Annotated in this window: 16 protein-coding genes; 10 read left to right on the top strand and 6 right to left on the bottom strand. The window is 52.2% G+C overall.

Annotation, left to right across the window (positions count from 1 at the left end; translation table 11 throughout):
• Positions 1 to 220 precede the first annotated feature (220 nt).
• Entirely contained in the window at positions 221 to 2,266 is a 2,046-nt protein-coding gene (locus tag ABJF76_RS05325; RefSeq protein ID WP_348135689.1) for a DUF4231 domain-containing protein, read from the top strand.
• 160 nt (positions 2,267 to 2,426) lie between these two features.
• Entirely contained in the window at positions 2,427 to 3,173 is a 747-nt protein-coding gene (locus tag ABJF76_RS05320) for a hypothetical protein (protein ID WP_413822534.1), read from the top strand.
• 131 nt (positions 3,174 to 3,304) lie between these two features.
• On the opposite strand, the gene ABJF76_RS05315 is transcribed toward ABJF76_RS05320, so the two are convergent.
• Positions 3,305 to 3,979 carry a nucleotidyltransferase domain-containing protein gene (locus ABJF76_RS05315; protein ID WP_348135687.1) on the bottom strand — a complete coding sequence of 225 codons (675 nt, stop codon included), beginning with the start codon at positions 3,977 to 3,979 and terminating at the stop codon, positions 3,305 to 3,307.
• Complete coding sequence (locus ABJF76_RS05310) at positions 3,976 to 4,908, bottom strand: transcriptional regulator (RefSeq protein WP_348135686.1); 933 nt, start codon at positions 4,906 to 4,908, stop codon at positions 3,976 to 3,978. Before ABJF76_RS05310 ends, ABJF76_RS05315 begins: the two co-directional genes overlap by 4 nt.
• A 267-nt stretch (positions 4,909 to 5,175) precedes the next feature.
• On the opposite strand from ABJF76_RS05310, the gene ABJF76_RS05305 reads away from it, so the two are divergent.
• From ABJF76_RS05305 to ABJF76_RS05280, 6 genes are all read left to right on the top strand, one after another.
• Positions 5,176 to 6,051 (top strand): CBASS oligonucleotide cyclase, encoded by an 876-nt coding sequence (locus ABJF76_RS05305; protein ID WP_348135685.1) that lies wholly within the window; start codon positions 5,176 to 5,178, stop codon positions 6,049 to 6,051.
• Positions 6,052 to 6,060: 9 nt separating this feature from the next.
• Entirely contained in the window at positions 6,061 to 6,579 is a 519-nt protein-coding gene (locus ABJF76_RS05300) for a hypothetical protein (RefSeq protein ID WP_348135684.1), read from the top strand.
• A complete protein-coding gene (locus tag ABJF76_RS05295) occupies positions 6,576 to 7,517 on the top strand; it encodes an AAA family ATPase (protein ID WP_348135683.1) in 942 nt (313 codons plus the stop codon). The genes ABJF76_RS05300 and ABJF76_RS05295 overlap by 4 nt, the downstream gene beginning before the upstream one ends.
• Positions 7,518 to 7,588: 71 nt before the next feature.
• Positions 7,589 to 8,314, top strand: coding sequence for a DUF6602 domain-containing protein (locus tag ABJF76_RS05290; RefSeq protein WP_348135682.1), 726 nt, complete (start codon positions 7,589 to 7,591; stop codon positions 8,312 to 8,314).
• Between the two features lie 246 nt (positions 8,315 to 8,560).
• The gene (locus ABJF76_RS05285) at positions 8,561 to 10,939 is read left to right on the top strand and encodes a PD-(D/E)XK nuclease family protein (protein WP_413822533.1); all 2,379 of its coding nucleotides are present in this window, start codon (positions 8,561 to 8,563) and stop codon (positions 10,937 to 10,939) included.
• Positions 10,939 to 14,091 carry a UvrD-helicase domain-containing protein gene (locus ABJF76_RS05280; RefSeq protein WP_348367844.1) on the top strand — a complete coding sequence of 1,051 codons (3,153 nt, stop codon included), beginning with the start codon at positions 10,939 to 10,941 and terminating at the stop codon, positions 14,089 to 14,091. The genes ABJF76_RS05285 and ABJF76_RS05280 overlap by 1 nt, the downstream gene beginning before the upstream one ends.
• A 78-nt stretch (positions 14,092 to 14,169) precedes the next feature.
• Here the strand turns inward: ABJF76_RS05280 and ABJF76_RS05275 are convergent, their stop codons facing one another.
• The 4 genes from ABJF76_RS05275 to ABJF76_RS05260 form a co-directional block, all read right to left on the bottom strand.
• Positions 14,170 to 16,353: a DEAD/DEAH box helicase gene (locus ABJF76_RS05275; RefSeq protein WP_348135730.1), complete on the bottom strand. Its 2,184-nt coding sequence runs from the start codon at positions 16,351 to 16,353 to the stop codon at positions 14,170 to 14,172.
• 9 nt (positions 16,354 to 16,362) lie between these two features.
• Positions 16,363 to 17,670: an ATP-binding protein gene (locus tag ABJF76_RS05270; RefSeq protein WP_348135729.1), complete on the bottom strand. Its 1,308-nt coding sequence runs from the start codon at positions 17,668 to 17,670 to the stop codon at positions 16,363 to 16,365.
• Positions 17,663 to 20,194 (bottom strand): TerB N-terminal domain-containing protein, encoded by a 2,532-nt coding sequence (locus ABJF76_RS05265; RefSeq protein ID WP_348135728.1) that lies wholly within the window; start codon positions 20,192 to 20,194, stop codon positions 17,663 to 17,665. Before ABJF76_RS05265 ends, ABJF76_RS05270 begins: the two co-directional genes overlap by 8 nt.
• A 252-nt stretch (positions 20,195 to 20,446) precedes the next feature.
• Positions 20,447 to 21,982 carry a Fic family protein gene (locus ABJF76_RS05260; protein WP_348135727.1) on the bottom strand — a complete coding sequence of 512 codons (1,536 nt, stop codon included), beginning with the start codon at positions 21,980 to 21,982 and terminating at the stop codon, positions 20,447 to 20,449.
• A gap of 769 nt (positions 21,983 to 22,751) precedes the next feature.
• On the opposite strand from ABJF76_RS05260, the gene repA reads away from it, so the two are divergent.
• Entirely contained in the window at positions 22,752 to 23,954 is a 1,203-nt protein-coding gene (repA, locus tag ABJF76_RS05255; protein ID WP_348135726.1) for a plasmid partitioning protein RepA, read from the top strand.
• Positions 23,954 to 24,931: a plasmid partitioning protein RepB gene (gene repB / locus ABJF76_RS05250; protein ID WP_348135724.1), complete on the top strand. Its 978-nt coding sequence runs from the start codon at positions 23,954 to 23,956 to the stop codon at positions 24,929 to 24,931. Before repA ends, repB begins: the two co-directional genes overlap by 1 nt.
• Positions 24,932 to 25,035 lie beyond the last annotated feature (104 nt).

The raw sequence follows: 25,035 nt of genomic DNA, 5'->3' as shown, positions 1-25,035 counted from the left end.
CTCCGTAGGTGACGCCAAGCTTGCTAAGATCCAGAAATGCCGTCAACTTTGCTTATCGCCAGATTCAAGGATCCAGTCTGAGCAGGATAGCCGTAGAATCGGCGATTGACTAAGGATTTATGGTTGCGAGGTTGGCGCGTGACTGGTTTTGTAAAGAGAGATAAGGCCAGCTGCGCGACTGTGGTCCATTCTTGTAGCGTAATTTTTGGAGGGCACAGTTGTGAGCAATGTAGGAATGTCACCTTTTCAAGTGCCAAGTATTCAACTGCGAATTTGCTTTTCGGGGCACCGTCTGCAGCATTTGGAGGACAATGGCTCGGATTTAGTCATGCTTGGCACGAAATGTCGAGATGCGCTTCGCTTGGTGACGTCTTCGTACAAAAGGGCTGTCGAGGAGTCAGATAGTCATTCCAAGTTTATGGATTTGTCACCTCGTAAATTGCGGTTTTGCGCTTCATTAGCAAATGGTGCCGACATGTTAGCGGTTGAAGCCGCAGTAGCGGAAGAATGCGACATGCATTTCTTTTTGCCTTTTGCAGCTGGGGAGTTCGTGAAAAGACAACAGTTTACAGATGAGGAAACGTCGGCTTTCAAACGAATATGGGAGGTTGACGACAATAGCCCGGAATCTATCCGCAGTGCGACTCGGACCGAGATTGATTTAGGGCAGAATCACCTAGGACTATCGCCCTACGCTTCTTGTGGTCGATTGATGCTAGATCATGCTGATGCACTGATAGCCATTTGGGATGGCAAGACTGACAACGGTCCCGGAGGAACCCGGGACGTTATGCGAGATGCACAACGACGTGGCCTAACCGTGGTGCGTATCACACTTACTGGTTCAATTGGTGTGTGGGTTCCAAGCGAAGATGCAGTGGATCCCTCGATCGATGGTTGTTTCTCGGACGAATGTGACAGACGTAAAGATGAGCAAGAAGATGCAGCCAAAGTAATCCAAGATAATTTGGGTTCTATGTTGTTCCCGCCCAGGCAAAGTAAAATACTGGAGCAAGCTGCCGAAGCAAATAGTCACGTAAGTGCTGGACCGCTAAAGTGGGTTTGGAGGCTGTTTGATTGGTTTGCGTTGATGGTCACGAACCTAGTGTATGGCCGTCATGCCGTGGGTCTTGACCCAGCGGAGCGCCTCGATGTTTTCATGGATGAGAAACCTCGCACAAGTACGCTATCGTCCGGATTCTACGCTCTCCAAGCCGCATTTGGTGTTCGCAGTGCTTTTTGGCCGGTTCTGAGTCTGACCGAAACAACGGATAGTTCTTGGGATAACTTGGCAAAAACAGCGAATGATGTCGGCGGAGAAGCCTACAGCGAAAGAATCAACGCTACTGTCTTTAAGCTATGGCAACGTACGGATTCTTTAGCGGTTTATTTTTCTCATGTTTTTAGGACTGCCTACATACTTAACTTTCTACTTTCCGTGATCGCTGTCGCTGCCGGACTATTGATTGTTTTTCAGGCAGACAAAAGCGCCGTCTATGATAGCAAAGGCATATTAGTCTCGCTTGAACTTGGCGTGATCTTTTTCATCCTCATGCTCGTTTACCTTGGTGCGCGATTAAGGTGGAAAGATCGTTGGATTGACTACAGAAATATTGCTGAAGTTCTGCGAACGACACGATTGCCTCTGTTGATCGGAAGTGTTCCTTCTCATTCTGGCGGAGCGCCGGTTAGGGCATCGGAAAACTCTTGGATCGCTTGGTATATACGCTCTCATTTGAGGCAGATACCTCCACCGAACGGGCAGCTAAATCCTGATACCCTAAATAGTGCGATTGAGTTTGCAGTTACTCATGAACTTGAGGGACAAATACAATATCACCGTTCTAACGCCAACAGGCTTAACACTCTCGACCATCGCATGCATATTTTGGCGACCTCTCTTTTGTTAGGGACCATTGGAATCGGCATCGCTTATCTAACTATGCTATTTTTCGATGTTTCCGAGCTATACAAAGCGATGAAACCTTATGTCACTTTTTTTGGAGGAATTCTTCCTGTTTGCGGCGCAGCGATTAATGGTATTCGAGCAACGGGCGATTTCCGAGCTGCGGCTGATCAGTCAAGCCGAGTTGCGGACTTGCTTATAGACATACAGTCTCGACTGGTAGCAGAAATGGATTGCGGTGAGCCTAGGCGTTTTCACGTTCGATCTTTGCTAAATGAAGCGACCCGGATAATGACCGATGATCTGGATGTCTGGTCTATGATATACAGTCAGCGTGATCTTGGGCCAGGTGTCGGTTGATTCCGTTTTGGAGTAAGTCTTCCTCATGTTTGGGGCTGATGCTATAGACAGATATTAACATAATAAACCTTACGCGACTTTTATCAATTATATATTGTGAGTTGCAGTAGTATACTTTTGGAGTCATGCTGTTTGCACCCTGCTCGCTAGGATGCTTCACATGCTTTGCTCGATCCGAACATACACACTTTTAGCAGTACTTGCACTGCTCGGCTTGTTCATTGGTGCCGCCAATCGTGTCCAAGCTCAAACTTACCAAATCGACTGTGCGATACTGCTCTGCCTATCTGGCGGCTGGCCCGCATCGGTTCCGTGCGCACGCGCGCGTACTGAATTCATCCGCCGGATCACACCTTGGCCCGTTGAACCGCCACTACAGATTTGGCGGTGTCCCATGGGTGCATCCTATCGTTCGATTGCCCCGCCGAATGATCCCAGCCGCTTCTATGATATCTTATTCTCTGGCCAAAATCGCCCTCGACCACAGTCGACGCCTGCCACCGAACACATCACCACTGAAGTCACCATCCTGAAACTCGATGATCCAGATACAAGGTTGCTCACCAAAGGTCTTGCGTTTCAGCTGGTCCAAGATCGCGCTGATATCGACATCAGCGGTCCGGAATTCAATTTCGTGCGTTCTATCCGCGTTTATGATGTTCGGTATGCACGACAGCACGAGTCCGGCCGCGACGGCGACTGTAATCGGTCTGCTACCATTTCCCTTGGTACCTATGGAACCCAGGGTGATTTTTCCTGGGCTCGTTCAGATCCGACCGCCCTGCCTGACGCGCACACTGGTTTGGAACGGTGGGGCTCCAACTGCCCAAGCATCTATCATCGATCCGTCTTCGTAGATTGGCGTGATTATGAAGGACGTTATGGATTTGAACAGATCAATTACTGACAGGGTCGCAATAAAATTACGGCTGAGAAAGTGCGCGCAGCTTCCACCTGCGGCTCGCACGAACAACAGCCAGTCTGACGAGAGTCAGATAGGCCTGTCGAGGTTTTGTGGGTGCCATAAAATTCTAACATCTAGTAGAGCGATCCAACCAGCGGCTCATTCAAAACAATCAGGCCAACCTCGTTTCTCGTAGCTTCAAAATGGGTGCGAAACCGGTCGATAGAATATGGCGAGTGAATAGGTTCGCCGGAACCCATTGCCACAAGAAAGCTTTTGAGAAGCCCTCGAGCAGCGTCGTCAAAGGATTTCTTGTCCTTCTGACATACAAGCACTTCAATATCAGGATATCCGAGTACCTTCGCAAGCGCAGATCCGGAGAAGGCGGGCTTCTGTAAGGTAGCAGCATGCGCTATCGAAATTGTCCTGACAGCCCAAGCAAGCCATCGATTTGCCTCTTCCGCCGACATCTCATCCCCCGAAAGTGAAATTAGCCACCCCACATCAGAGGCCTGTGTGATTTGCTTTCGATAATCGCCTTTGAACCTAAACTCCTGCCTCAGGGCACTCAAATTATCAGCAGGATCATAAATCGCGATGGCTTCAGTAACCAAATGCCAAACGAAAAGGTCCCCGGATGAAGCCTTATTCTGAAGCCAGTCAAAGCTGTAATGAAACAATGATGCGTCGGCACAACCTGAGACCGTTGGCTTTTCGTTTTCTGTAATTGCAAGAAGGTCAATGTCTGAGGAATCAGAGTGATCGCCCCTAGCTCGGCTCCCAAACAACAAAAGTGCATCGAGGATCATGAGTGATCAGATCCGCCGATGCGTTTGAGTGCATCCTTGGATAGTTTTCTTGCTACCGTACGGGTCTGCAACACTTCATCTTTATTTTTCAAAACTAGCTGTTGTTTGAGCGGATCTAGGACCCCGGACTCAACATCAAGATTATGTTCACTCATAAGATAAAAGCTCACTGAGAGCCGACAGTTCACCTCGATCTTGCCGTCGCTCATTTCATACTCGTACTCGACAGCGGCCTGACGTTCTTTGGGGAGCTCCGGATTGGGGATGATGACAAGATCAATTGTGTGGTGCCACTGAAAATCTAAGGCACGATCAATTGATGCTGGGACACCAGCATTTGCCCGCTCGATCCTGTTAAGATTGTAGTCTCTGAAGTCATTGTGTTCGGCGGACCAAGCCCTCACATACCATCGGCCAGAATTATAGCTCAACGCATGTGGCTCAATCAGCCTGTCGGACGCCGTTGATCCAGTCATTGAGCGATAGAACATCTCAAGACTCTTGCGCTCCCGGATAGCATCTAGAACACTCATCAGCACCTGAGAGTCGACACGCTTTCTTGTCAGCGTTTTAATTTCCACAGGCTGTTCATCTTCAAACCAGGTATCTTCAGCGTCCATCCACCCGTTCTCGATAGCTACCAGTTGAAGCAGATACCGATGAGTCCAAGCCCCTATCAGCTTTGGAGAGAACCTGTCCGTTCGGAGGTAGGTTTTTTGGGCCGAATCGTAGGCTAGATTTTGGGGCCCCATCTCCTCGTAGGTTGCGATGTCGGCCGATGCCTGCTGCGCAGAAATCCCAAAAGTATCGACCAAATCCTTTCGATTCAACTTTGCATCCCAAAACAAGCGGAACTCTATGAATTCTAATCGCTTTTTGACGTTCCACTTCGCTTTTTTGGATGCTCTTACACCGTCAATTTCGTCCACTTATCTTCCCCTTTGGTGAATAACCAGTCTAGTTTATTGACTCATTATCGCAAAATGACTAAATAACTTATGAAGAAGTTACGGATACCGGTCAAGCAAGAGCCGCCAGAGCACCCTGTTTTGGGCAAATATTAGGACAAAAGTGATGAGTAGAGACCACATTGGACACGCGGAGATTGCAAAGTTCGGAACAGACAAGGTCAACCTGCCCAAAGACAAAGCGGATAAATTTCGAATGCAGGCGCGCAACCTGCGCGATAAGCTGGAATGCAGGCGCGCAACCTGCGCGATAAGCTGGAAGGCTATCTTAAAGATCACCCAGATTTTGCACTTCGCAAGATGCTTCTGTCGGGAAGTTTGGCCAAAGGCACTGGCCTCAGGACACTCAACGACATCGATGTTGGTTGCTACATCAGCGGGTCGGATGTTCCATCGGACATCGACGCATTAATGGAATATCTTGCGGAGCGGTTGCGCAAAGCGTTTCCAAATTTCAAACCCGAGCAAGTCCAGCCAAAAACTTACTGTGTTACTGTCTCGTTTCTTGGCAGTGGGCTAGATGTAGACATCGTGCCGATTTTGTATGACGGGGATCCAGATTGGTATGGCAACCTTGTAAACCAAGAAGATGGCTCCCTTTTGCGGACCTGCGTGCCAAGACACCTCGAGTTCATCCGGAAGCGGAAGACGCTGGCGGACAAGGATTTCGCTCAAGTCATTCGGTTGGTAAAATACTGGTTACGCAAGGAAAAGCGTGAAAAGGACGGCTTCCGCTTCAAATCGTTCATGGCAGAAATGGTCTTGTCCAAGATGCTGGATGAGGGCCAGGACTTTTCTGATTACCCTGAGGCCTTACAGGCATTCTTCAGTTACATTGCAAATTCCGGACTAAATGAGCGCATCATTTTCGACGACTATTATCCAAAGTCGACGGCAAAAGTCTTTGGAACCCCCGTAGAGATCATTGACCCTGTCAACGCAGAGAACAATGTCTCGCAGCTTTATACGCAAGCGCAAGCTGACGACATTGTTGATGCGGCGTTGGACGCCGGTGATGCGATTGAGACGGCTCTGCGATGCCCAACAAAACAAGACACGATCCGACATTGGCAGCGTGTCTTCGGCTCGGCTTTTCAGGGATAGGTATCAGATATGACGATGAGTTTTACACACACTGAGAGCCAAACGTTTACGATAACGCACGCTCGGCACATGGCGTCAAAAATGGCGACCGATCTTAAACGCATCCAGCGCTTCTATAACAACCCGAGTGATCGTGAGATTGATGACTATGAGGGCGAGCTGACGGCTTTGTTGAAGGCGGGCTATTTGCGGGAAGTAACATATGGGTTCCAGCGAAATGGCGATTGGATTGAGCCGACAGTGACTTACACCGCACTGGATTTGAATGGTTGGAACGGTGTTGATGACGACCCCGGCAAGATTCGTCCTCGTGCGAATGTATCGGGTGCAGCTTTTGCAAGCTTTCTCACATATTCGTCTGCCTGGTCTCAATTGACAGAAAACCAAAAAACAGACTTCAAACGAGGGCTTCCGATCAGCAGAAGCTACGGCGACGTCCCTGGCGTAAGCGGATACTTGGAGCAAGACCGCTCTTACAGCGCAGGTGGACGTGCCCTTAACAGATCATCAGTGAGGAGCTGGGCATGATGAACGCTCAAGGTCAGAACATAGCGCTTTTCGAGCGCACCATGCTGCTCCCAGATCCAGAAGCGCAAGAGCGATTGTCCCGTCTTGTCGGGCTAGACGATCAAAAGCTGCGGCTTTCAAAAATGTTGGGAACGTTAATCAATTCTGCGGGACTGGTGGCATGGGCGTCTCGCTTTCATCCCGGTGCAGAAGATTTTGTTTCTGACATCCTTCGGCGTCCACCGTTGGTCGTCCTTTCAGGGGATGTCGGGTCTGGCAAAACGGAGTTGGCAGAGACCATTGGGGACATGGTAGCGCGCCAGGAAGACATCGAGATTACTTTGTTACCTATGAGTCTTTCGACACGTGGGCAGGGTCGCGTTGGAGAGATGACCCAGATGGTCACAGCGGCATTTGATCACGCGGTACAAGAAGCTTCAAAATTATTGAGTAGCCAAGGAAAAGCTCGAGGAGGCGTCATACTTCTGATTGATGAGGCAGATGCCTTGGCTCAGTCGCGTGTGTCATCTCAGATGCATCACGAAGACAAGGCAGGCGTGAACGCTTTTATTAGAGGCATTGATCGATTGGCAAATGGATCACTTCCAGCGGCTGTCATTATGTGCACCAACAGGCTCTCAGCGCTTGACCCAGCTGTCAAACGGAGAGCTGCTGAAATCTTGGTTTTTAAACGGCCTCAATTAGAACAACGTAACCTTGTGTTGACGAGTGCTTTAACGCCATTTGGCTTAACTGCTGTCGAAATCGAGGCATTGGTTGATGCGACTGGTGAAACCAATGAACGGAACCATGGGTTCGCGTTTTCTGATCTCACACAGCGCTTGATCCCGTCCATTATTTTGGATGCATATCCGTCGTCCAAAGTAACTGCTTCTCGCGCGCTAAAAATAGCGCGTCAAACAATCCCGACGCCACCGTTTCAAGATGGGGTGTCCTGACATGGCAATCGCCGGTCTGTGTATGTTGGTTAGGTGCCTATCGACACCAATTTACCACGAAGGGTTTAATCATGGCTGAGTGGAATTTGCCGGAGATGATGTCTTCGCTTCATGACGGTATACAGAATGAACTTCATACCGCACGGAAAGCATTGGCCCATCCTGGCACAAAAGGTGACGCGAGCGAACAAGTATGGTTGGAACTGCTGCAAACGTATCTACCAAAGCGATATCAAACTGAATCCGCGCATGTTGTCGATAGCGAAGGTAATTTCAGCGACCAGATGGATGTTGTCGTGTTTGACAGACAATACTCACCATTTATCTTCAATTTTAAAGCCGCAAAGATAGTGCCCGCCGAAAGTGTTTACGCAGTTTTTGAAGCCAAGCAGACAATGGATGCTGGACTACTAAGGTATTCGAAAGACAAAATTAGCAGCGTGCGACAGTTGAAACGGACGAGCCTACCGATCCCTCATGCGGGTGGGGAGTATCCTGCAAAATCACCAATACACATTCTTGGAGGAATGTTATCGCTCGAGTCTGAATGGAGCCCTCCAATAGGCGATTCAATGATCAAGAATCTGGGCGATCCAACGGCAAAGGGGCATCTTGATCTCGGTTGCATAGCCAGCCACGGCTACTTTGGATTAGACCGCAAGAACCAAGACTATGAAATTCACCATGGAGGAAAACCTGCAACTGGTTTCCTTTTTCACTTGATTTCAGAGCTACAGTTTTCAGGGACCGTCCCTATGATCGACATAAAAGCGTACGCTAGATGGTTGAACGTTTAATAATTAAGTCATTCTGATTTGTAGAGGCCCACTATGCGTATTAATCCGTTACTTACTGCCTCCCCAGTGACAGGTGCTGTACGCCACTTAACAGATGATCTTCTTAAGGAGGTATATCTTGCACCATTGGGTAAGCCCTTCGCACTACAAAATCTTCTTACGGGTGACCAAGCCCCTTGGTCAGAAAGCTTCAGCGCTGCCCCTGCGGAAACGATAGCCGCAGTCGAGGACGGGCTTCTCGCCGTTATGCGAGCTACACGCACTCTGGATCCAAACGAGATTAACTTAAGCACCATGCCCGAGGGTCGCGCCCGCACCCACCTAACAGCACTTATTGATCTTTGGCTTAAGCTTGATGGCCTTCCCGCACCGCTGTCCACCTGGGTTCACGTGTTACGCAGCAACGCAAGTGATGCGCTCGAAGCTCTGCCAATACTCGATTACGAGCAGAGTCCCTTTGCAGATCCTGCCGAAAGTGCACTGGCAGACGCTTTGTTGGCGCACCACGGTCCCGTCCCAGATGATGCAGCTTTGGCATGGCGCAATTCGGCGACCTCCCAAGACATCTTTGCAAATGGAGCCCTAAGAGCCATTCAAGCAGGACTTGGCAAGACCGCGCCTCAAGTTAGCCCCGACAAAACGGTTGAGATTTTCGGCTTGCGTGATCCTCGCCAAGAAGCAGAATTCGCGGCCGCAAGAGTTCAAAGCCTACTGGACGCGGGAATCGTGGACACCCCCGCTCAGGTCGGTCTTCTCGTTCCAGATGATGCCAGCTATCAGCGCGCTTTAGTGGAGGCATTTGACCGTGTCGGATTGCCTCTTTCGGGGATACCTATGGAGCCCGCGTCGCGGGACACCGTCGGCGAGCTGATGACACTTCTACTCGCATTACTGGAGCGTCCAGCTCCCCGCACAGCGATTGCCTCCCTATACATCGCCCCTTCTATGCCTTGGCCAAAAGAAACCGGATTGCGAATGGCGCGTGAGCAGATGGACTACGGCTGGTCGAGAACCGCAGCCGGGCTCGATGGATCTGCCCGCGAATTGCTCGACGCATTGCATCCCTGCTCGTCTCCCGAACAGCTTTTTGGCCGCCTCACGGCTATCGCTAAAGCCACACCAGAAGCCGGCCTTTGGCCAAAGCTGCAAGCAATAAGAACCGCAGTAGCGGATCAAATCGATTGGCCACTCCTGCGCAAAATCGCATTACCTAGACCTAGCGAGCCTTCGGGTCACAATCGGTTCGTCGAAGGCGTCTCGCTGTTTGCCGAGACCGCCTTGCCTTGGCGACCTGTTCGACAGTTGATCGTTCTTGGACTTGCAGGCAGGACATGGCCACGTCCACCAGCCAGTAACCCGTTCTTTACCGAGAGCGAAATTGTCTTGATCCGAGAGCATACGGGCCTGCACCTTGCCGGACTCCAGCAAAAAATGGCGCGCGGTGTTGAGCTTTTCAGGCGTCAGCTTTGCGCAGCTTCAGAAGCGACAACTTTTCTGGTACCAGCCTGCACCCTCGGCGGCGAAAAGTTGGCACCTTCCACTGGGTTGTCACTTATCACGCATATGATGGGCTTTGAGTCCTCTGAAAAGGCCATCCGGGACATTCACGCTGAAGATCAAAGTCTATGGCCCGTCGCAGCGGAGGCTCCTTTGCCTGTTGCGTCTGGTGGAGAGCCAAGCGTACCTGCGACAGGGCTATTGCATCTTGGCTCGGATCTGCTGCGCTTACGTGAGGACGACGAAACAGGCCATGCCCCACAATCACCATCGCGGCTTGAGACGCTCATCGTAAGCCCATTGGCATGGCTGCTGGACGAACTTGGCGCGAAGGATCGCACTTGGGGCCCAGAAACACTGGATGTGATGACACTTGGCACATTGCTTCACCACGTGATGGAAGTTGTTTTTCCTGAAGGCACTAAAATGCCAGACCAAACGAAAATCGCGAATGGGGTTCCAGCAGCGGTGGACGATGCAATCCGGCGCTATGCCGCTTGGCTGTCTAATGACGCGTGGGATACAGAGCGCCAAAGCCTTCTGCGCGAGGCATATAATGTCACCTCAAACTGGGTCGTGTTTCTTCATGAAACTCAAGCTGAGGTGCTGCACAATGAGATCAGTCTTGCAGGCGACCATGGTGGGCTTTTGCTACGTGGTAACGCGGATTGCCTGCTTAAGCTCCCTGATGGGCGTATCTTGATTATAGATCACAAACGCTCCAGCTCAGGCGGCCGCCGGGATCGAATGGCTAAGGGGTGGGATCTGCAAGTTGCGCTCTATCAGGCCATGCTTGAACGGCCATCAATCCAGACCCCCTTGACCGACCTCGTCGCACAAGGAGCCGATATTGTGACGGCCTATCACACGATGCTCGATGGCACTGTGCTGTCCGATGCTTCCGGCGCAGGTTTGCCCCGCGTAGAACACGCCTCCATCGACGCTTCCAAACAAGCGATGGACCATCTGGCGCAAGTTGTGACGGAAGTCGGTGGCGGCACAATCCGCCTCAACCACGAAGATGAAGCTGCAACACTGAAAAAAGATCGCGGCGTTACGGCCTACGCCCTCGAAGACAATGCGTTTGTGTCTGCTTTCCTTGCGTCCAATGACGAGGAGGGCCAATGATGACCCAGCTTTCAATCGTTCCAGCAGGTGCCGGAGCTGGCAAGACCTATCACATCCAGAAAACCCTCGCCAATTGGGTTCAAGACGGCAGCGTCGCACCAGGGCGCATTCTCGCAGTGACATTCACAGAGGCCGCGGCTTCTGAGTTGCGGGGTCGTGTGCAGGCCGAGCTAATGAAACGCGACCGTATTTCCGATGCGTTGGAAATTGACCACGCCTATGTTGGGACCATTCACGCCCTTGGCCAACGGTTGCTCACGGAACACGCATTTGCTGCAGGTAGGTCCCCTGGGAACCGGTTGCTGAGCGAACCCGAGCGCGACCTGCTGATCCGAATGGAATTGGCAAAATGTGCGGGCCTGCGCCCTCTGATGGAGAACCTCGCGCGCTTTGGCTATCGCTGGAATTTTTTGACAGCGGCAAGCGCAGAAGACGCATTTCGAAGTGATGTTCTAAGAACCGTCGACCTCATCCGGGGTTTGGGTGATCGAGGGTCTGACCCAGAAATCCTGGCTCCCGCAATAGCGGCTTTGAAGGAGAGTTACGGGCCCTGCGCGGCGGATGGCGCGGTCTTAAACGCAACGCTACGCAGAACCGTTATCGCCCTATTAGACATGTTTCCAGAATCTCTCGGGGCAATACTTGAGTGCAACGCGACGGCCAAAAAAGCATTCACGAGCGACCATCGCAACCTGCAAAAAGCCGCGCAAGACGGAACCCTCGAAACGGATTGGAAACTTTGGCAGAAACTCCGTGGATTGCGTAAATCTATGCGGGGGTCTCCGACACCCGAAGGGTATGACCAACTAGCTGACGCGGTCACCGACAGTGCCGATGAGTTATTGCGCCACCCTGGGCCCTTGGCAGACGCTTGCGCCAAGGTGACCGCACTCGTTACCGGAGCACAGGAAGTTTTGGAGGCCTATCAAACAGCAAAACGCAAAGCCGGCCTGATCGACTACGCCGACATGATCGTCGAAACCGAAACGTTGCTCCGCAACCAGCCAGACATCCTTGCGGCTGTGTTGGGCGAGATTGACTGCGTCGTCATTGATGAATTCCAAGACACAAACCCCGTTCAATTCACACTTCTTTGGCGGTTGGCGCAGGGTGCCAAACTTGCCTTGATCGTTGGTGACACGAAGCAATCGATCATGGGATTTCAAGGGGCTGACGCGCGGTTGAGTCAAGCCCTGCAAGATTCCCATGCTTCAGCTGTCACGCCACTTGACCGCAACTGGCGGTCCGACCCTCGCATTATGGAATTTGTGAATGCCCTAGGATCCGTCCTATTTCCACAAGGATACAATGCACTGACCCCTGTTCGTGAAGAAACGGGGGAGCCAGCACTCGAAGTCATCACCCTACCCGGAGGCAGAAGCGATACTACAGCTGGCTGCGTCGCTGATCGCATCGCACGCCTGTTAGCAGACGATACTCGAGTGTTCGACAAAGCCACCGAAGTCATGCGCCCCGCAAGAGCCTCCGATATTGCGGTGCTTTGCTACACTGGCTCAAAGTGCGAAGCAGTCGCGGCTGCCCTTGAAGTCCATGGGCTCCCCGTGCGCTTACAGCAATCAGGCTGGATTGGATCGCTTGCCATGCGGGTCGCACGCGCTGCATTGGCTTATATCGCAGATCCAAGTGACCAATTGGCCGCTTTGACTTGGTTGACACTGGGGCCTCCGCGCATGCCCATTGAGGACGCCCTGCGCAATGCAGTCGACCGCGTTCTGGACACGCATACAGCGCTCGAACCTCTCGCAGCGCTGCATGAAGCTGAGCAATTAGGCCCTGTCGCAGACACGGTTGCTGAGATGCTTGGGTCCACCAACTTTCGTGAATGGGCGGCGGGCATCGACGGCCCCTCTCAAGCGCTTGCCGACTTGGCCCGGCTGGAAGCCGAAGCGCAAACCTTTGACAGTCTTGCCACGGACCTGCGCAGCGCTGCCGGTTTTCATGGATATGGAATGCAAATCTTCCTTGGCTGGATTATCGCCCAGACAGACAAGGCATGGGACAAACATCCCGACCCCGATGGTTGGTCCTCATCCGGTATTGAGATTTCAACTTGGCACTCCGCGAAAGGGCGGGAATGGCCAATTACTATTGTCGCGGGTCTGGATCAAACATTTGCCGAGAGGCCAGGAACACTCAGCGCCGCATTTGACGGTTTTGAAGACTTGGGCAATGTCTTGAGCAATGCCAACCTCGGATATCTGCCAAGATTTGATGCACCCGAAACACAGGCTGTTTTTGCCGAGGCCCATCAAGAACAAGACGAACAAGAGGCTGCGCGAGAACTCTATGTTGCTCTAACGCGCGCACGCGACCGGTTGATTTTAGCACTGCCACGAGAAAAAACTAAAGCAAGGGACAGGGCCGAGCGAATGGTTGATTTGCTTAGGGATCGCGGTGGCTTTCAAACCGGCGTCGGCTTCTTGGAGGTTTGCGGAAAACAATTTGTGGCAAATGTCACCGATGGCGCATCAGACATGCCCGAAGTTGAGCCGAAAGGTGTCTTAATAGGCTATCCTCGCTTTGGCGCACCACGTCAGAATGTCGATGCGCCGCACACGCCCTGGCGACAAAGTCCCTCGACGCAGGAGCAAACCGCCTTTCAAACGCCAACAGCAATTGACACCGTAGAACTTGGAGCAGCGATTGATACATCAGATGCGGTATTTGCATCGGCGGCGGATCGCGGCACCATCCTGCACTTAGCATTCCGTGTCTTGACCAATCAGCCCAACCTTTCAGAGCAACTCATTGCTGCGACAGGTCTTCCGCGAAAGATCATAGATGAGATATCCATGCAGGCTGAAATATTGCGAAACAGACTTGCCGCAGAAGGTTATGATCAGCTCCACTTTGAACTGCCCCTGCAAGAGATCAGGCCGGACGGCTCACAAACCAACGCGATCATCGATTGCTTTGCAGAGGGCCCCGATGGCTTCCTCATTCTAGACCATAAATCAGGCCCCTGCCCTGATCCTGAGGCAAGGTTTCAAACCTACCTTCCCCAGCTTGAGAGCTATGCGCAACTCATTACGCAAACGCTATCAGATAAGCCTGTCCGGGGCTTGGCAATAAACTGGATCGACGAAGGCAGACTGTCGACTTATCGAATCTCCGCCAATCAGCCAGCCTGATGGCTGGCATCCCCGCAGCCCAAAAATGCGCTTTGCTGAGAGTCTCGTCGGCGCGGCTGATGTTTAGGCTTTGAGATTCTAAGCAACCACTATGCGGGGAGTGATTGCCCTCACCAGTATCGATAAGCTATTCGGCTCAAGCCTCGACGAAACAGCATCCATTTCCAGCAATTCGCGCGTTAGATACGGATGAAATTTCTCCGTCAGCAGATTCCCAGCATCTGCAAATAGATCAACGTCTTCGCCTTCCCCAATCCGCTTGAGAACCTCGGTTAGTGACGGGGTTTCGTCCCCCGATCCCACTTCAAGAAAGCCATCAAATTGTTCAACAGAAAACCCAAAACTTCTCAGCGCAAGCGCTAGGGTTGTCGTTTTCATCGTCCCTACGCGGGTTGCGATGATTGAGGTTTCTTCACCCAATTTGACCAGAGGCGCGACGGCAAAACCCATTTGGGTGTAGTTGAGCCGCGCTTCTTCAAGCATTTCGAGTGCTTTGGCGTCCATGTACAGGGGTTTGGTATCGCCCTCCAACACATCGAACATGCGCGCGATCACCTGGTCATGGATCTCGCCCGGGTCACCACCGAACACAGGCGGCACACCTGATTTAGCGGGTTTGACCATAATGACTTTTTCCCGATCATGGACTTCCTGAACCAGCCAACGGCGTCCGGAAAAGATGAGCATCATCCCAGGTGAGAGGATGTTGTCGATCGGCAATGTCCCAAGATCCCGCCCGCTTGAGACCAACCGGTATTCTTCGGGGGTCTTGAACACCGCGTAAAAGCTATAATGTTCGACCAACCGTTCCCCAGTTTGCCCCAAGAGCAACAACCCACCGTCCGTTTGCTCTATCAAGCCAGTTTCCGGATGCCCAAGCGCACGCAGCACATCAGTGAACATTGCTGTAGTGACCTGCCGAAACGGGCCTTCGCGACACAGCACGCTGTATAGAACATTTGCGGGTGCCCCTCCCCGTTGTGCGATTACGGATAGAATTTGATGGACAAGTGTCGACAGATGTAGCGCTTGCGGTTTCGGTGGTTCGCACCAGCCCTCCAGCAACAGATCAATCATCGCAATAGACCGGACCAAGCTTAGTCCCAGACGATCCACAAAGCTGCTATCCGAAGTGAGTCTCGTTTCTACAGCATATTGGCGCAGGATGGCTGGCTGGCCCTGCCTGCGTCCCGACCGCCCCAATCGCTGCCGCAGGGCTGCGACGGTGAAGGGTGCTCCGATTTGGGCGACACAGGTCACATCGCCGATGTCGATGCCAAGCTCTAGTGTGGATGTACAGACAGCTGTGGTCGGTTTGCTGCTGTCTTTAAGGCGGCGTTCAACAAAATCACGGTGGTCACGCGAAAGGCTGGCATGGTGCGGGTAAAACTCTTGGGGAAGATGCTCTTGCTCGCAAAGATTGCGCAGTCGGTCTGCGTAAATTTCAACACGTTGACGGGCACCGACAAACACAAGATTGTCACTTCCACGTAAATGCTCGAACAAATGCGCTGTGACAGCGTCTGTGGCAGATGGGGTGTTGTCGTCTTCTCCACCGGAAAGATATCCACGTAGCTGGAGTTTCAGTTCCGCTTCTCCACCGTCTGCTTCGATCAATGTGACGCGTTCAGCATTGTCAGGTCGCAGATAAGCCCGCGCGAGGTCCATATCCCCAAGCGTAGCAGATAGTCCAATCCGGCGGATGGGCCTTTTGATTGCCAACTCAAGACGTGTTAGCAGGGATCGCAATTGCACCCCGCGCTCACTATCGAGCACAGTGTGCAACTCATCGATCACCACAGCCCGGGTTGCACCGAACAGGCGCGCGATTTCTAAACCCCGACGTACGAACAACGCCTCAAGCGACTCTGGCGTTATCAGCAAAATCCCTTTGGGGTTTTTCATCGCGCGCGTTTTGACTGATTGCGACACATCGCCGTGCCACGGCACCACTGGAAGCTCCCCCTCTTGGCAGATGCCTTCCAGCCGCCCCGCTTGATCGGTGATCAGCGCCTTGAGTGGCCCGACGTAGAGCACGTCGAACCCGCCACCCTCTGCTGGCGCATCCAGCACCTGAGAGATCAATGGAAAAAAAGCTGCCTCTGTTTTACCACCAGCCGTCGATGCTGCGACGATGAGGTCGTTCTCACTCTCATAAATGGTCCGAATTGCGCGCGCCTGAATATCGCGCAGCTCACGCCACCCCTGCTGTCTGATCCATTTCTGGACAGGACGGGCAAGTTGGTCAAAGGCGCTACTCATCCTCGCGCCTCAGAGTTTGAAGCTTATCAGATCGTCGTCACCACTTGGCTGAGCACCAGTCGTTTCCTCTACTTCGCTCATGTCTTCGCCTCGATCTTCTGAGACGTCGATCTTTTCAATCAGGTCGCTCCATTCAACGCCTGGGTTTTGCTCCAGCACAGACAGCAAGTTCACAAAAGCCGTCACAGTATTGCGCGGCGTCCTAAAATAGGCCTCCCCAATCCGGTCGGAACAATGGTTCATAAAGGCTTCCAGCGCTGTATCCGGCAAAGCCGTTTCATCGTCCTGCATCACGCGTCTGACGTTGGCCAATAGAACAAACAGATCTTCAGGCGTCAGGCTGGCCAGCCGCACAACCGGCCCCGACAAATCGACGAGCCCATCGCGGGCGAAGGTGTTTTCTGCCAGCCGCGATTGAAGTGCTTCGTAACTGTAAAGCCCACGTCGTGTGTTCATCAAAAACTCTGGCGTGCCCCCCATCAAGAATCCAAGGTTCTCGGCACTGCCCTGAAGCACGTCATTCAAAATCCGAAGAATCTGCTCGTAGTTCGCATTGCGCGCTTGGGACGATGTCAGCTTGAACAGGTTCACCATTTCATCAAGACCGACAAGCAGCCCTTTGTAACCCGCCTCGCACACAAATGCCGACATCAGCTTGAGATGATCGTAAACGCTCGCATCATCTACGATCGTGCGCACGCCAAGTGCTTTGCGCGCATCTGTGCGGGTTGCGAATTCTCCCCTCAGCCAACGAAGTGCTGCCGATTTAAGTTCGTCGTCCCCGTTCTCGTGGCCTTCCCAATACCGGCGAATGACCTCTGCAAATTCAAAACCGCCAGTGAGTTCTTCAAAATGGCTCAGACGCTCGCGAATTATGGTGCTCGTAGGCACGTCTTTTTCCTCGGCATCTCGGTGCGCTTGGCTGACAAACCGTTCAACCACGCTCGCCAAGGCACCACCATCCGGCTTTGTGCGTGTCGATAGGTTGCGCGCCATCTCTGCGTAGAGGGCACGTGCCTGACCACCAGTCGCATGAATGCGCCTGTCAGGGGCGAGATCGGCGAACATCACCACAAGCCCTTTTTCCAAAGCCACCAAACGGATCAGGTTCATAAAGAAGGTTTTGCCGGATCCATACTCTCCGATTACGAAACGGATGGCAGAGCCACCATCCGCGATGCGTTCCATGTCCTTCACAAGTTCTTCGATCTCACGAACGCGCCCTACCTGAATATGACGCAGGCCCAGTTTTGGCACGACCCCCGCCCGCAAAGCCTGAACAATCGCATCGCGTTCACGTGGCTTCAATTTAGACATGACGCCCCTCCCCTTCTAATTTTTGTTTTACCGCATCCGCAATCTCGGGAGACACGTCATATCCATCATACTCGTCAAGTAAGGCTTCGTCATAGGCCTCAAAGGCCCATTCGTTTACGGCCTCCAATGCACCTGACGACATCAATCCATGCTTTCCACAAAGCTGCTCGAATGCGTCCTCGGTCCAGTTCTCTTGTCCCACCAAGTCCAACAGCAGTGCCCCATGTTTTGCATCTAGCCCAGCAAACAGCGTTGCATCCTTGGGGTCCCTGCCCTCTTCTGCTTCTTCCTCTGCTTCAAATATCTGCCCAAGGACAGAAGACACCCGCGCCGTATCTGATCTGATCGCGGCAATCCGTGATGCATCCAGCACTGGCCCGGTTGCCTTTTGTAGTTCAGGAATGGCCTCTCCAGAATTGCCCGGCTGGGCCGCACGAACAGTGCGTGGCGCGTCTGCAATCTCACCAGCGTGAAGGTCGGAATAGGCGAGTGATGGATCAAGGCCCAATGCCTTGTACACCTTTTCGATGCTGGCGACTTCTTCGGATTGGATGACACCATCGGCGTGTGCCGCACCCACTAAGGCCGCACGCATCGCCGTTTGGTCTTCCACACCAACATCTTTGAGTTTGCGGCGCAGCAGCGTCATGTCAGGCGGCACGGCAAGGAACCAAACCATGTTTGCCTGAAGCCGGTGCCTTTCCTGCTCACTCAGCCCCTCAACAGATGCAACTTGGGTCTCCAACGCTTTGCGTTCAGCTTCGGCGATACGCCCGTCAGCATGGGCAACAAACGAGGCAAGGGCCAACTCCATCAACGCGGTCTGATAGCTTGCCGAAACATCTTCCAGCTTTTCAATCTGCTCGCCAAGATCAAACAAAACCACCGGCTCTTCCGGTTTCGGTGAACGCAGTGCAAAGCGCGGATCAGGTGCTAGCCCAAATCCAAGACGCGCCAGAGCATCCGCCGCCCCTGTTAGCTGTCTCTTTCCAATTTTCGTACTGCGCTGTCCTTCGAGCTTCTCTATCACGTCGGCCAGCGGAATAAGTCCGCCGCCCTGCATGATCCCCCTCGCCCACTCTTTCAGCGCTTCCATTTCTGTCGACGGGAACAGGGTCCACAGATCTAGTGGCAAAAGGGCGTGCGCTTCGATGCTTCCCCTGCCCTCGGGGTTCCGACCAAGATAGCGGCTCAGCTTATCAAGATCGTCTATGACTTCATCAGCGACTTCCTGTGCAATCTCGACCGGCTTTCGTAAGCCAGAGATATCAGGAACGGGTTTGCCATCGGCTGTCGGATTGAGAGTCCCTTCGAACTCGCTTGAGGCTGCACGATAGGTGGCTTTGAGATGTTTGCGCGGCTTGCTGACCTTTAGGCCGCTGGGAAAGCGATCCTCAAATCGGATTTTGAACAACGCCAAGAATTCATCACGGCACCGCGTTGCTGGCGTGCGCAAATGGCTTTCTGGATGGCACATCAACCAGCTCAGAACCCAGTCCGCGCTCAGGTTTTCTCCCTTATCAAGACGCGCGCCAATCGCATATTTCAGCGAAAAAGGAAGCTCCCAACCCTGGCGTTCAAAGATCGGCTCCAACGCCTCAAACTCAGTTTCGGTAAGCATAGCAATATCGAGAAACTCACCGAGGTACCGCTTTACCGAATGGTTTTCAGGATAAAGGGAAATTAATCTTCGGACTTCCGCGATGATATCCTTTGCGTCCACATTGGATTGATCGACGAAAAACCTGCGTTCCAACCCATAGAAATACAGGAACATATAGCCTGGGTCGAACCACGCGTCCTTCCGGCCACCTGCCAGCCAATCGAGATAGGTAGCCCTACATTCTGGAGGTATTTCAGAATAGCCAGGCCAATATTTCATTTCTGTCCCAGATATATCCCTGTTCTGCTTAGCTATGGGGAGCGAAGGGTCAATGAAAGCCCTGCATTTGTCGCGGTGCCCATAGTTGTTTAGCAATGGCGGCGTGCCAACATAAACCATTCCGCCAATATTCCGCCCTGCAACAGTCGCTGTTTCTGCCGCTGGTATCCAGCCATTTTTACGTGAATTCGTTTGCGGCTTGTGTGCTGTTGGCCGCGGGTTCTCATACCGCTTTGCAATTGCCGAAAGTGCTGGTGCCGCAGACTGGCCGGCACGCACGATTTCCGCGTAGTCCTGTTTTGGTGGTTTGGGCGGCGCTGTCGACGATGATTGAATAACATTCGCTTCGCGAGTTCTCTCTCGCTCACGTTCGACACGTTTTTCGTGGGCACTTACGCGGGCCGCTGGCGCGGACTGAGTTACTCTTGTGTTTGTGCTTTCCGCTTCAAGCACTTTGGCTTCCACTTTTCGGGAGCGTCTCTTTTCTTGCCACCAAACCAAAACGATAGGTAACCCAAAGGCAAAGAGCATTTGACCGCCCATGGGCCAGTCTTGAAACACAGTCACTACGGCAACCATGCACAACAAAAAATAGAGCGCGTAAGAAAATAAAACTCGGAAAAGCTTTAGTATTGATGACATTAACAAAACCCTCTCACGAATTACTCTAGTTTGTGAGGTTTTCGATGCAATCACTATCGCTAAACTAGAAACGCAAATCTCAGCGATTTTCAAATACCGTTCGAAAATGCCTTCGGTTAGATGCTTTCCTTCAAAAGGACGTCCGCGCTTGAGATATGAACCATCTCAAAAATCCGATTTACATGGGGTCCTGTAAGCAGTGCAAATTTCCTGCTGTTCTGTCCAAGTGCCCAAACAAACAGGTCAATTGGCTCACTGGGAAAGAGAAGTTGACCATCGCATTCGATCCTCGATCAGTTTTGAGAACGGAACGATGTCACCCCCAACACTCGCCGACTCCAAGGCAGACATATATGCTGCTCGATGCTCAACATCGATAACTGTCCAAGGGTAGCCGCCGGATGCAAACATTGCGTTCATCAAGAAACGTGCCATACGCCCGTTTCCGTCGGGATATGGGTGGATGTAACCGAGTAGCCAGTGTCCAAGAACAGCACGAACCGCTGCGGAATTTTCGTTTTCGAGTCTTTTGAACAGGGTCTCCATACCGTCGGCAATAGCCTCCACGCGCGGCGGCGTGTGACGTGATCCCCGTAGATACACTGGATGATTTCGGTAGCCAGCCAATGCGCCAGCCTTCAAGATACCTGCCGTCACAGACGGCCGGAACAACTCTTCATACCAACTATCATGATCTTGTCTGGCCGCCTGCCCTGCCGACGCCCCCGTTAGTATTCTTTCAATCGACGCCCGAACGGATTGAAAGGCTTGCCAGTAGCCGCGGGCCGCAAGCGCATCGATATCCTTCTTGTGTTCCACATTTCCAAAAGGGTCGAAGGACCCCTGCCGCACTTGCTCGATCAACTCTGCAGTGACGGAATAGCCTTCAATAGACAGTGAGTGGTAGGCATCGTTGACGTAGATGTCGTCGATCACCGCCAGATACGTATCTTTGTCTGCAGGCATACCTGGTTCGTCAGGGAATATGCCCAGAATGGCGTCGCGATGTGTGTCCCACGCGGCATTGATCCGAGCCGCAAGTGGCGAGCTGCCCACTTCGAGGGGCATCACGTGGGCACCATCCACGAACGGGTTCCTTTCCCGGACATCGTAGTCAGCGGCCTTCATCTTCTTGAGAATTGTGTCGGCCTCATTATCGCGGCCAACGCGACGCAACGCACCCGCAATCCGCCCTGCGGCCAAAACGTGCCCGCCGTCGAGCAATTTGACAAGCAAGCGACCTGTGTTCCTCAAACCGCTCAAGACAATTTGCGCTTCCATTGCGTAGGACCGGTAGAATGCTTCGGGGACGTTGATGAGTGCAGCTTCAACGGAGAGAATGAGCAGCCCATCTTTTGTGACGATGTCGCTCTTCGGAGGTAGGTCCTTCTTGAGGTCGTACAGCGACGTATCGAACGGCAGCACTGTGTTGTTCCCCGACCCCTTGGGAGTCCAAACGATCACTTGCTTCGGAATATGGGTACTTTCGGCATGCAAAAGTAAAGATTGCTCGGACGAGAAGCACCACTCTACTCCATAGCGTTCGTGGCAGTACCGGCGACAGAAATCCCAGAATGATGTATACCAGAAGGTCGAGTCATGGGACTTGTCTTGTGGTCGTGTCACGATCAGCCAGCCCAGAATGACATCCGTTAGGAAACCATTTTTCTTGAGCCTCTCTCTGTGGGTCCGGCTAAGCTCACCGCTTCGAAGCACGTTACCATGTTCCACTTGTTGCTCCTTGAGAAGTTCGAGCGAGGCTGCAAGTTTTTCATTTGGGGTAGCCATGATGGGAGGGTTACCTTCCTAAAGAAGTTGTCGGTGCTTTACGCGTATTATGTGACGTACATTTAGACGTAAAGTATGTCGTTTGCATACACGTTTTTATTGCTGTGTAACTACACGTAAAAAATGACGTACATCTTCACGGATTTTCTGCTGGTCCCGCATGGGATCCAGCGACTGAACGAAAGCGTTCACTACCGATTGAAAGTGAAGAGCTTCAAACGTCCCCTGCCCCACTCACAAAGACAATAGATGTCGCGACACACTGCACGATAAGACTTACGCTTTGAGTAGAAAATACCCGGTGCTATATCGAGTTCTTCATGGCTAGGGTCAAAATTCCAACTTTCGCGCACCTGACATGCGCGAAAGTTGAAATTTAATCTCGTTTCAAGGCGACATAGCCATCTGCAACCAGAACCTAGGGCCGCCGCATCGATTTAGTGTCCACAACAACAAAATCCAGAAGTTCCTAAGATCAAACCGATTCGAGCGATAGACATGTCTGCTATCAATTGCGACCATGTGCCTAAGTGCTACAACATGTTGCGAAGATCCATCAAAATTAAAAAAACGTGTTTTGTTTCAATATGTTAACTAAGTCTTTTCAGTCATAACAGCTGAACAGACGAACCAACTGCTTCCGAAAAGACCAAAAAATTGTTGCCTGGGGATAAGTTGCGTGTCATGAGATCAATTGTCGCAATCTGACGTAAATCACGCCTTTTAGCGACGAAACACAGATGACCCACTAAGAGGTCGTGAGGGCAGCATGAATTCTAACGCAAATATCGCGCAGACCAAGTCTATCGCAGCATCTATTGCGTCGAACGCTGCCCGCCTGTCGGAAGCGCTTAACAATCATATGCGCAATAGCTTCCAGCCCGATAGTAGAAAAGCGCTGCGTAAGTTTCATCCCGCAGAAGTATCGGAACTTACTGGCATAAGCATGTCCAATCTTAGGACGCGTCATCAGGAAGGCGATTTCCCTGATGTAGAAACTGATTCCAGAGGTCGCAGGCTCTACACCGCAGAAGAGATTGACCAAATCCGCCGTATAATGGCTAAGACTGGACGAAATGGCGAGGCATATCTCCCTGGACGCCGAGAGAACGACGCCTTGCAAGTAATTTCCATTGTCAATTTCAAAGGTGGGTCTAGCAAGACAACTAGCGCGATCCATCTGGCCCAACGCTACGCCTTACGTGGCTATCGCGTGCTTGCGATCGACATGGACCCTCAAGCCAGCTTGACCACGATGTTCGGATACCGTCCCGAGATCGAATTTGCTGAGAGTGGTACGGTCTATGACGCATTAAAGTACGAAGACCCGGTCCCATTAAGCCAAGTCATCAGAAAGACCTATTTTCACAACCTTGACCTCGCTCCGGCGGGTCTCTTGCTGTCCGAGTATGAGACTGAAACGGCCTATGCGCTTCAACACAAGATCGACCCACCATTCACTCAGCGCCTTGCTATCGCGCTCGACGAGGTCGAAGCAGACTACGATCTCGTCATCATCGATTGCCCGCCTCAACTTGGCTTTACCACGATGACAGCGTTGTTGGCGTCTACCGGCCTTCTGATCACGGTCGTTCCAAGCATGTTGGATGTCGCCTCAATGGCTCAATTCCTTGAAATGGCTGGAGAAACTGTCCAAACGCTCGAGGAGGCGGCCGGACCCATCGACTGGAACTTCCTTAAGTTTTTGGTCGCTCGATATGAACCAACCGACGTACCACAATCACAAATGGCGGGTTTCTTAAGGTCAATTCTCTTGGATCAAGTGTTGACCACCCCCATGCTCAAATCCACAGCAATCTCCGACGCTGGGATGACCCAGCAAACCATCTATGAGCTGGATCCCTCACAAGTCGTAAAGAAGACACTAACCCGCATATTAGAGTCTGTTAATGGCGTGGCTGACGAGTTTGAAAAGACGATCCAACAAGCTTGGGGAAGGGAAACTGACTAATGGCCCGTAGAAACCTGTTCCAGCCCCCTCCCCCACCCGAAGCGGCCGACACTGCGGCACCAGCCGGAGAACAAAAGGCTCGGTTCCCGAATACCGGCGCAATGAGCGGCGTTAAGTCCACTTTGAAGGATGTCGCGAGCAACGCGGTAAGAGAAATCTCCGTTGATGTCATTGAAGAGAACGGCCCCAAGGACCGCCTCACTTTCACCGATGCTCATGTTGTGGCGCTAGCCGAGAGCATTAAGGCACACGGCCAACAAGTGCCGATTATGGTGCGCCCCATCGCGGACAAACCCGGACACTACAAAATCGTGTATGGTCGCCGCCGATTGCGTGCCTTGCGATCACTCGGAATCCCCGCGAAAACACTTGTCAGGTCTCTTTCTGATGAAGAGGCTATTCTTGCCCAGGGACAAGAGAATACTCAACGCTTGGATCCCAGCTTCATTGAAAAAGCGCTTTTCGCCACCGAGCTGGCTACGAGTGGCTACGAGCAAGCAATCATTCTGGATGCACTCGCTGTGGACAAGCCAATGCTATCGCGCATGACCAAAGTTGCACGGTCCATTCCAAAGTCAGTCATCGAGAAGATCGGCTCTGCGCATGGCATTGGACGCAGACGTTGGGAAGAGCTGGCAGACCAGTCACGCAGCGATAGCGTCGATCTTGAACAGATCACCGCAACGCTTCAGTTTAATGCTGCCAAGAGCTCCGACGACCGCTTTGGCTTGGTCAGTGATGCCATTGCTCAGGCGTTGAAATCTAAGGCTCCAGACAAACCCGCCGCACCCCCTACCCTCTCCATCAAACTTAGTGATGGGACGGCTTTGGCAGAAGTCAAAGAAACGGCCCGTGCTTTGACATTCAAGCTGTCGAAGTCTGATGCCCCAGAATTTGCCCAGTGGATGCATAACAACGCAGAAGCGGAGCTTACGCGCCTCTATGAGGCGTGGCAGTCAGAGCAAAAGCCTGACTGATGTCGACCGAGCAGTAAAACTTAAAAAAGGAGCACGACCAACAACCCAAAAAAGAAAGAGCCCCCCAAGGTTTCCCTAGGAGAGCCCAATCTGTTCTTTGCACT

It is taken from the genome of Tateyamaria sp. (assembly GCF_039940735.1).
Lineage (GTDB): Bacteria > Pseudomonadota > Alphaproteobacteria > Rhodobacterales > Rhodobacteraceae > Tateyamaria.
This window is presented reverse-complemented; position numbering and strand designations above follow the sequence as displayed.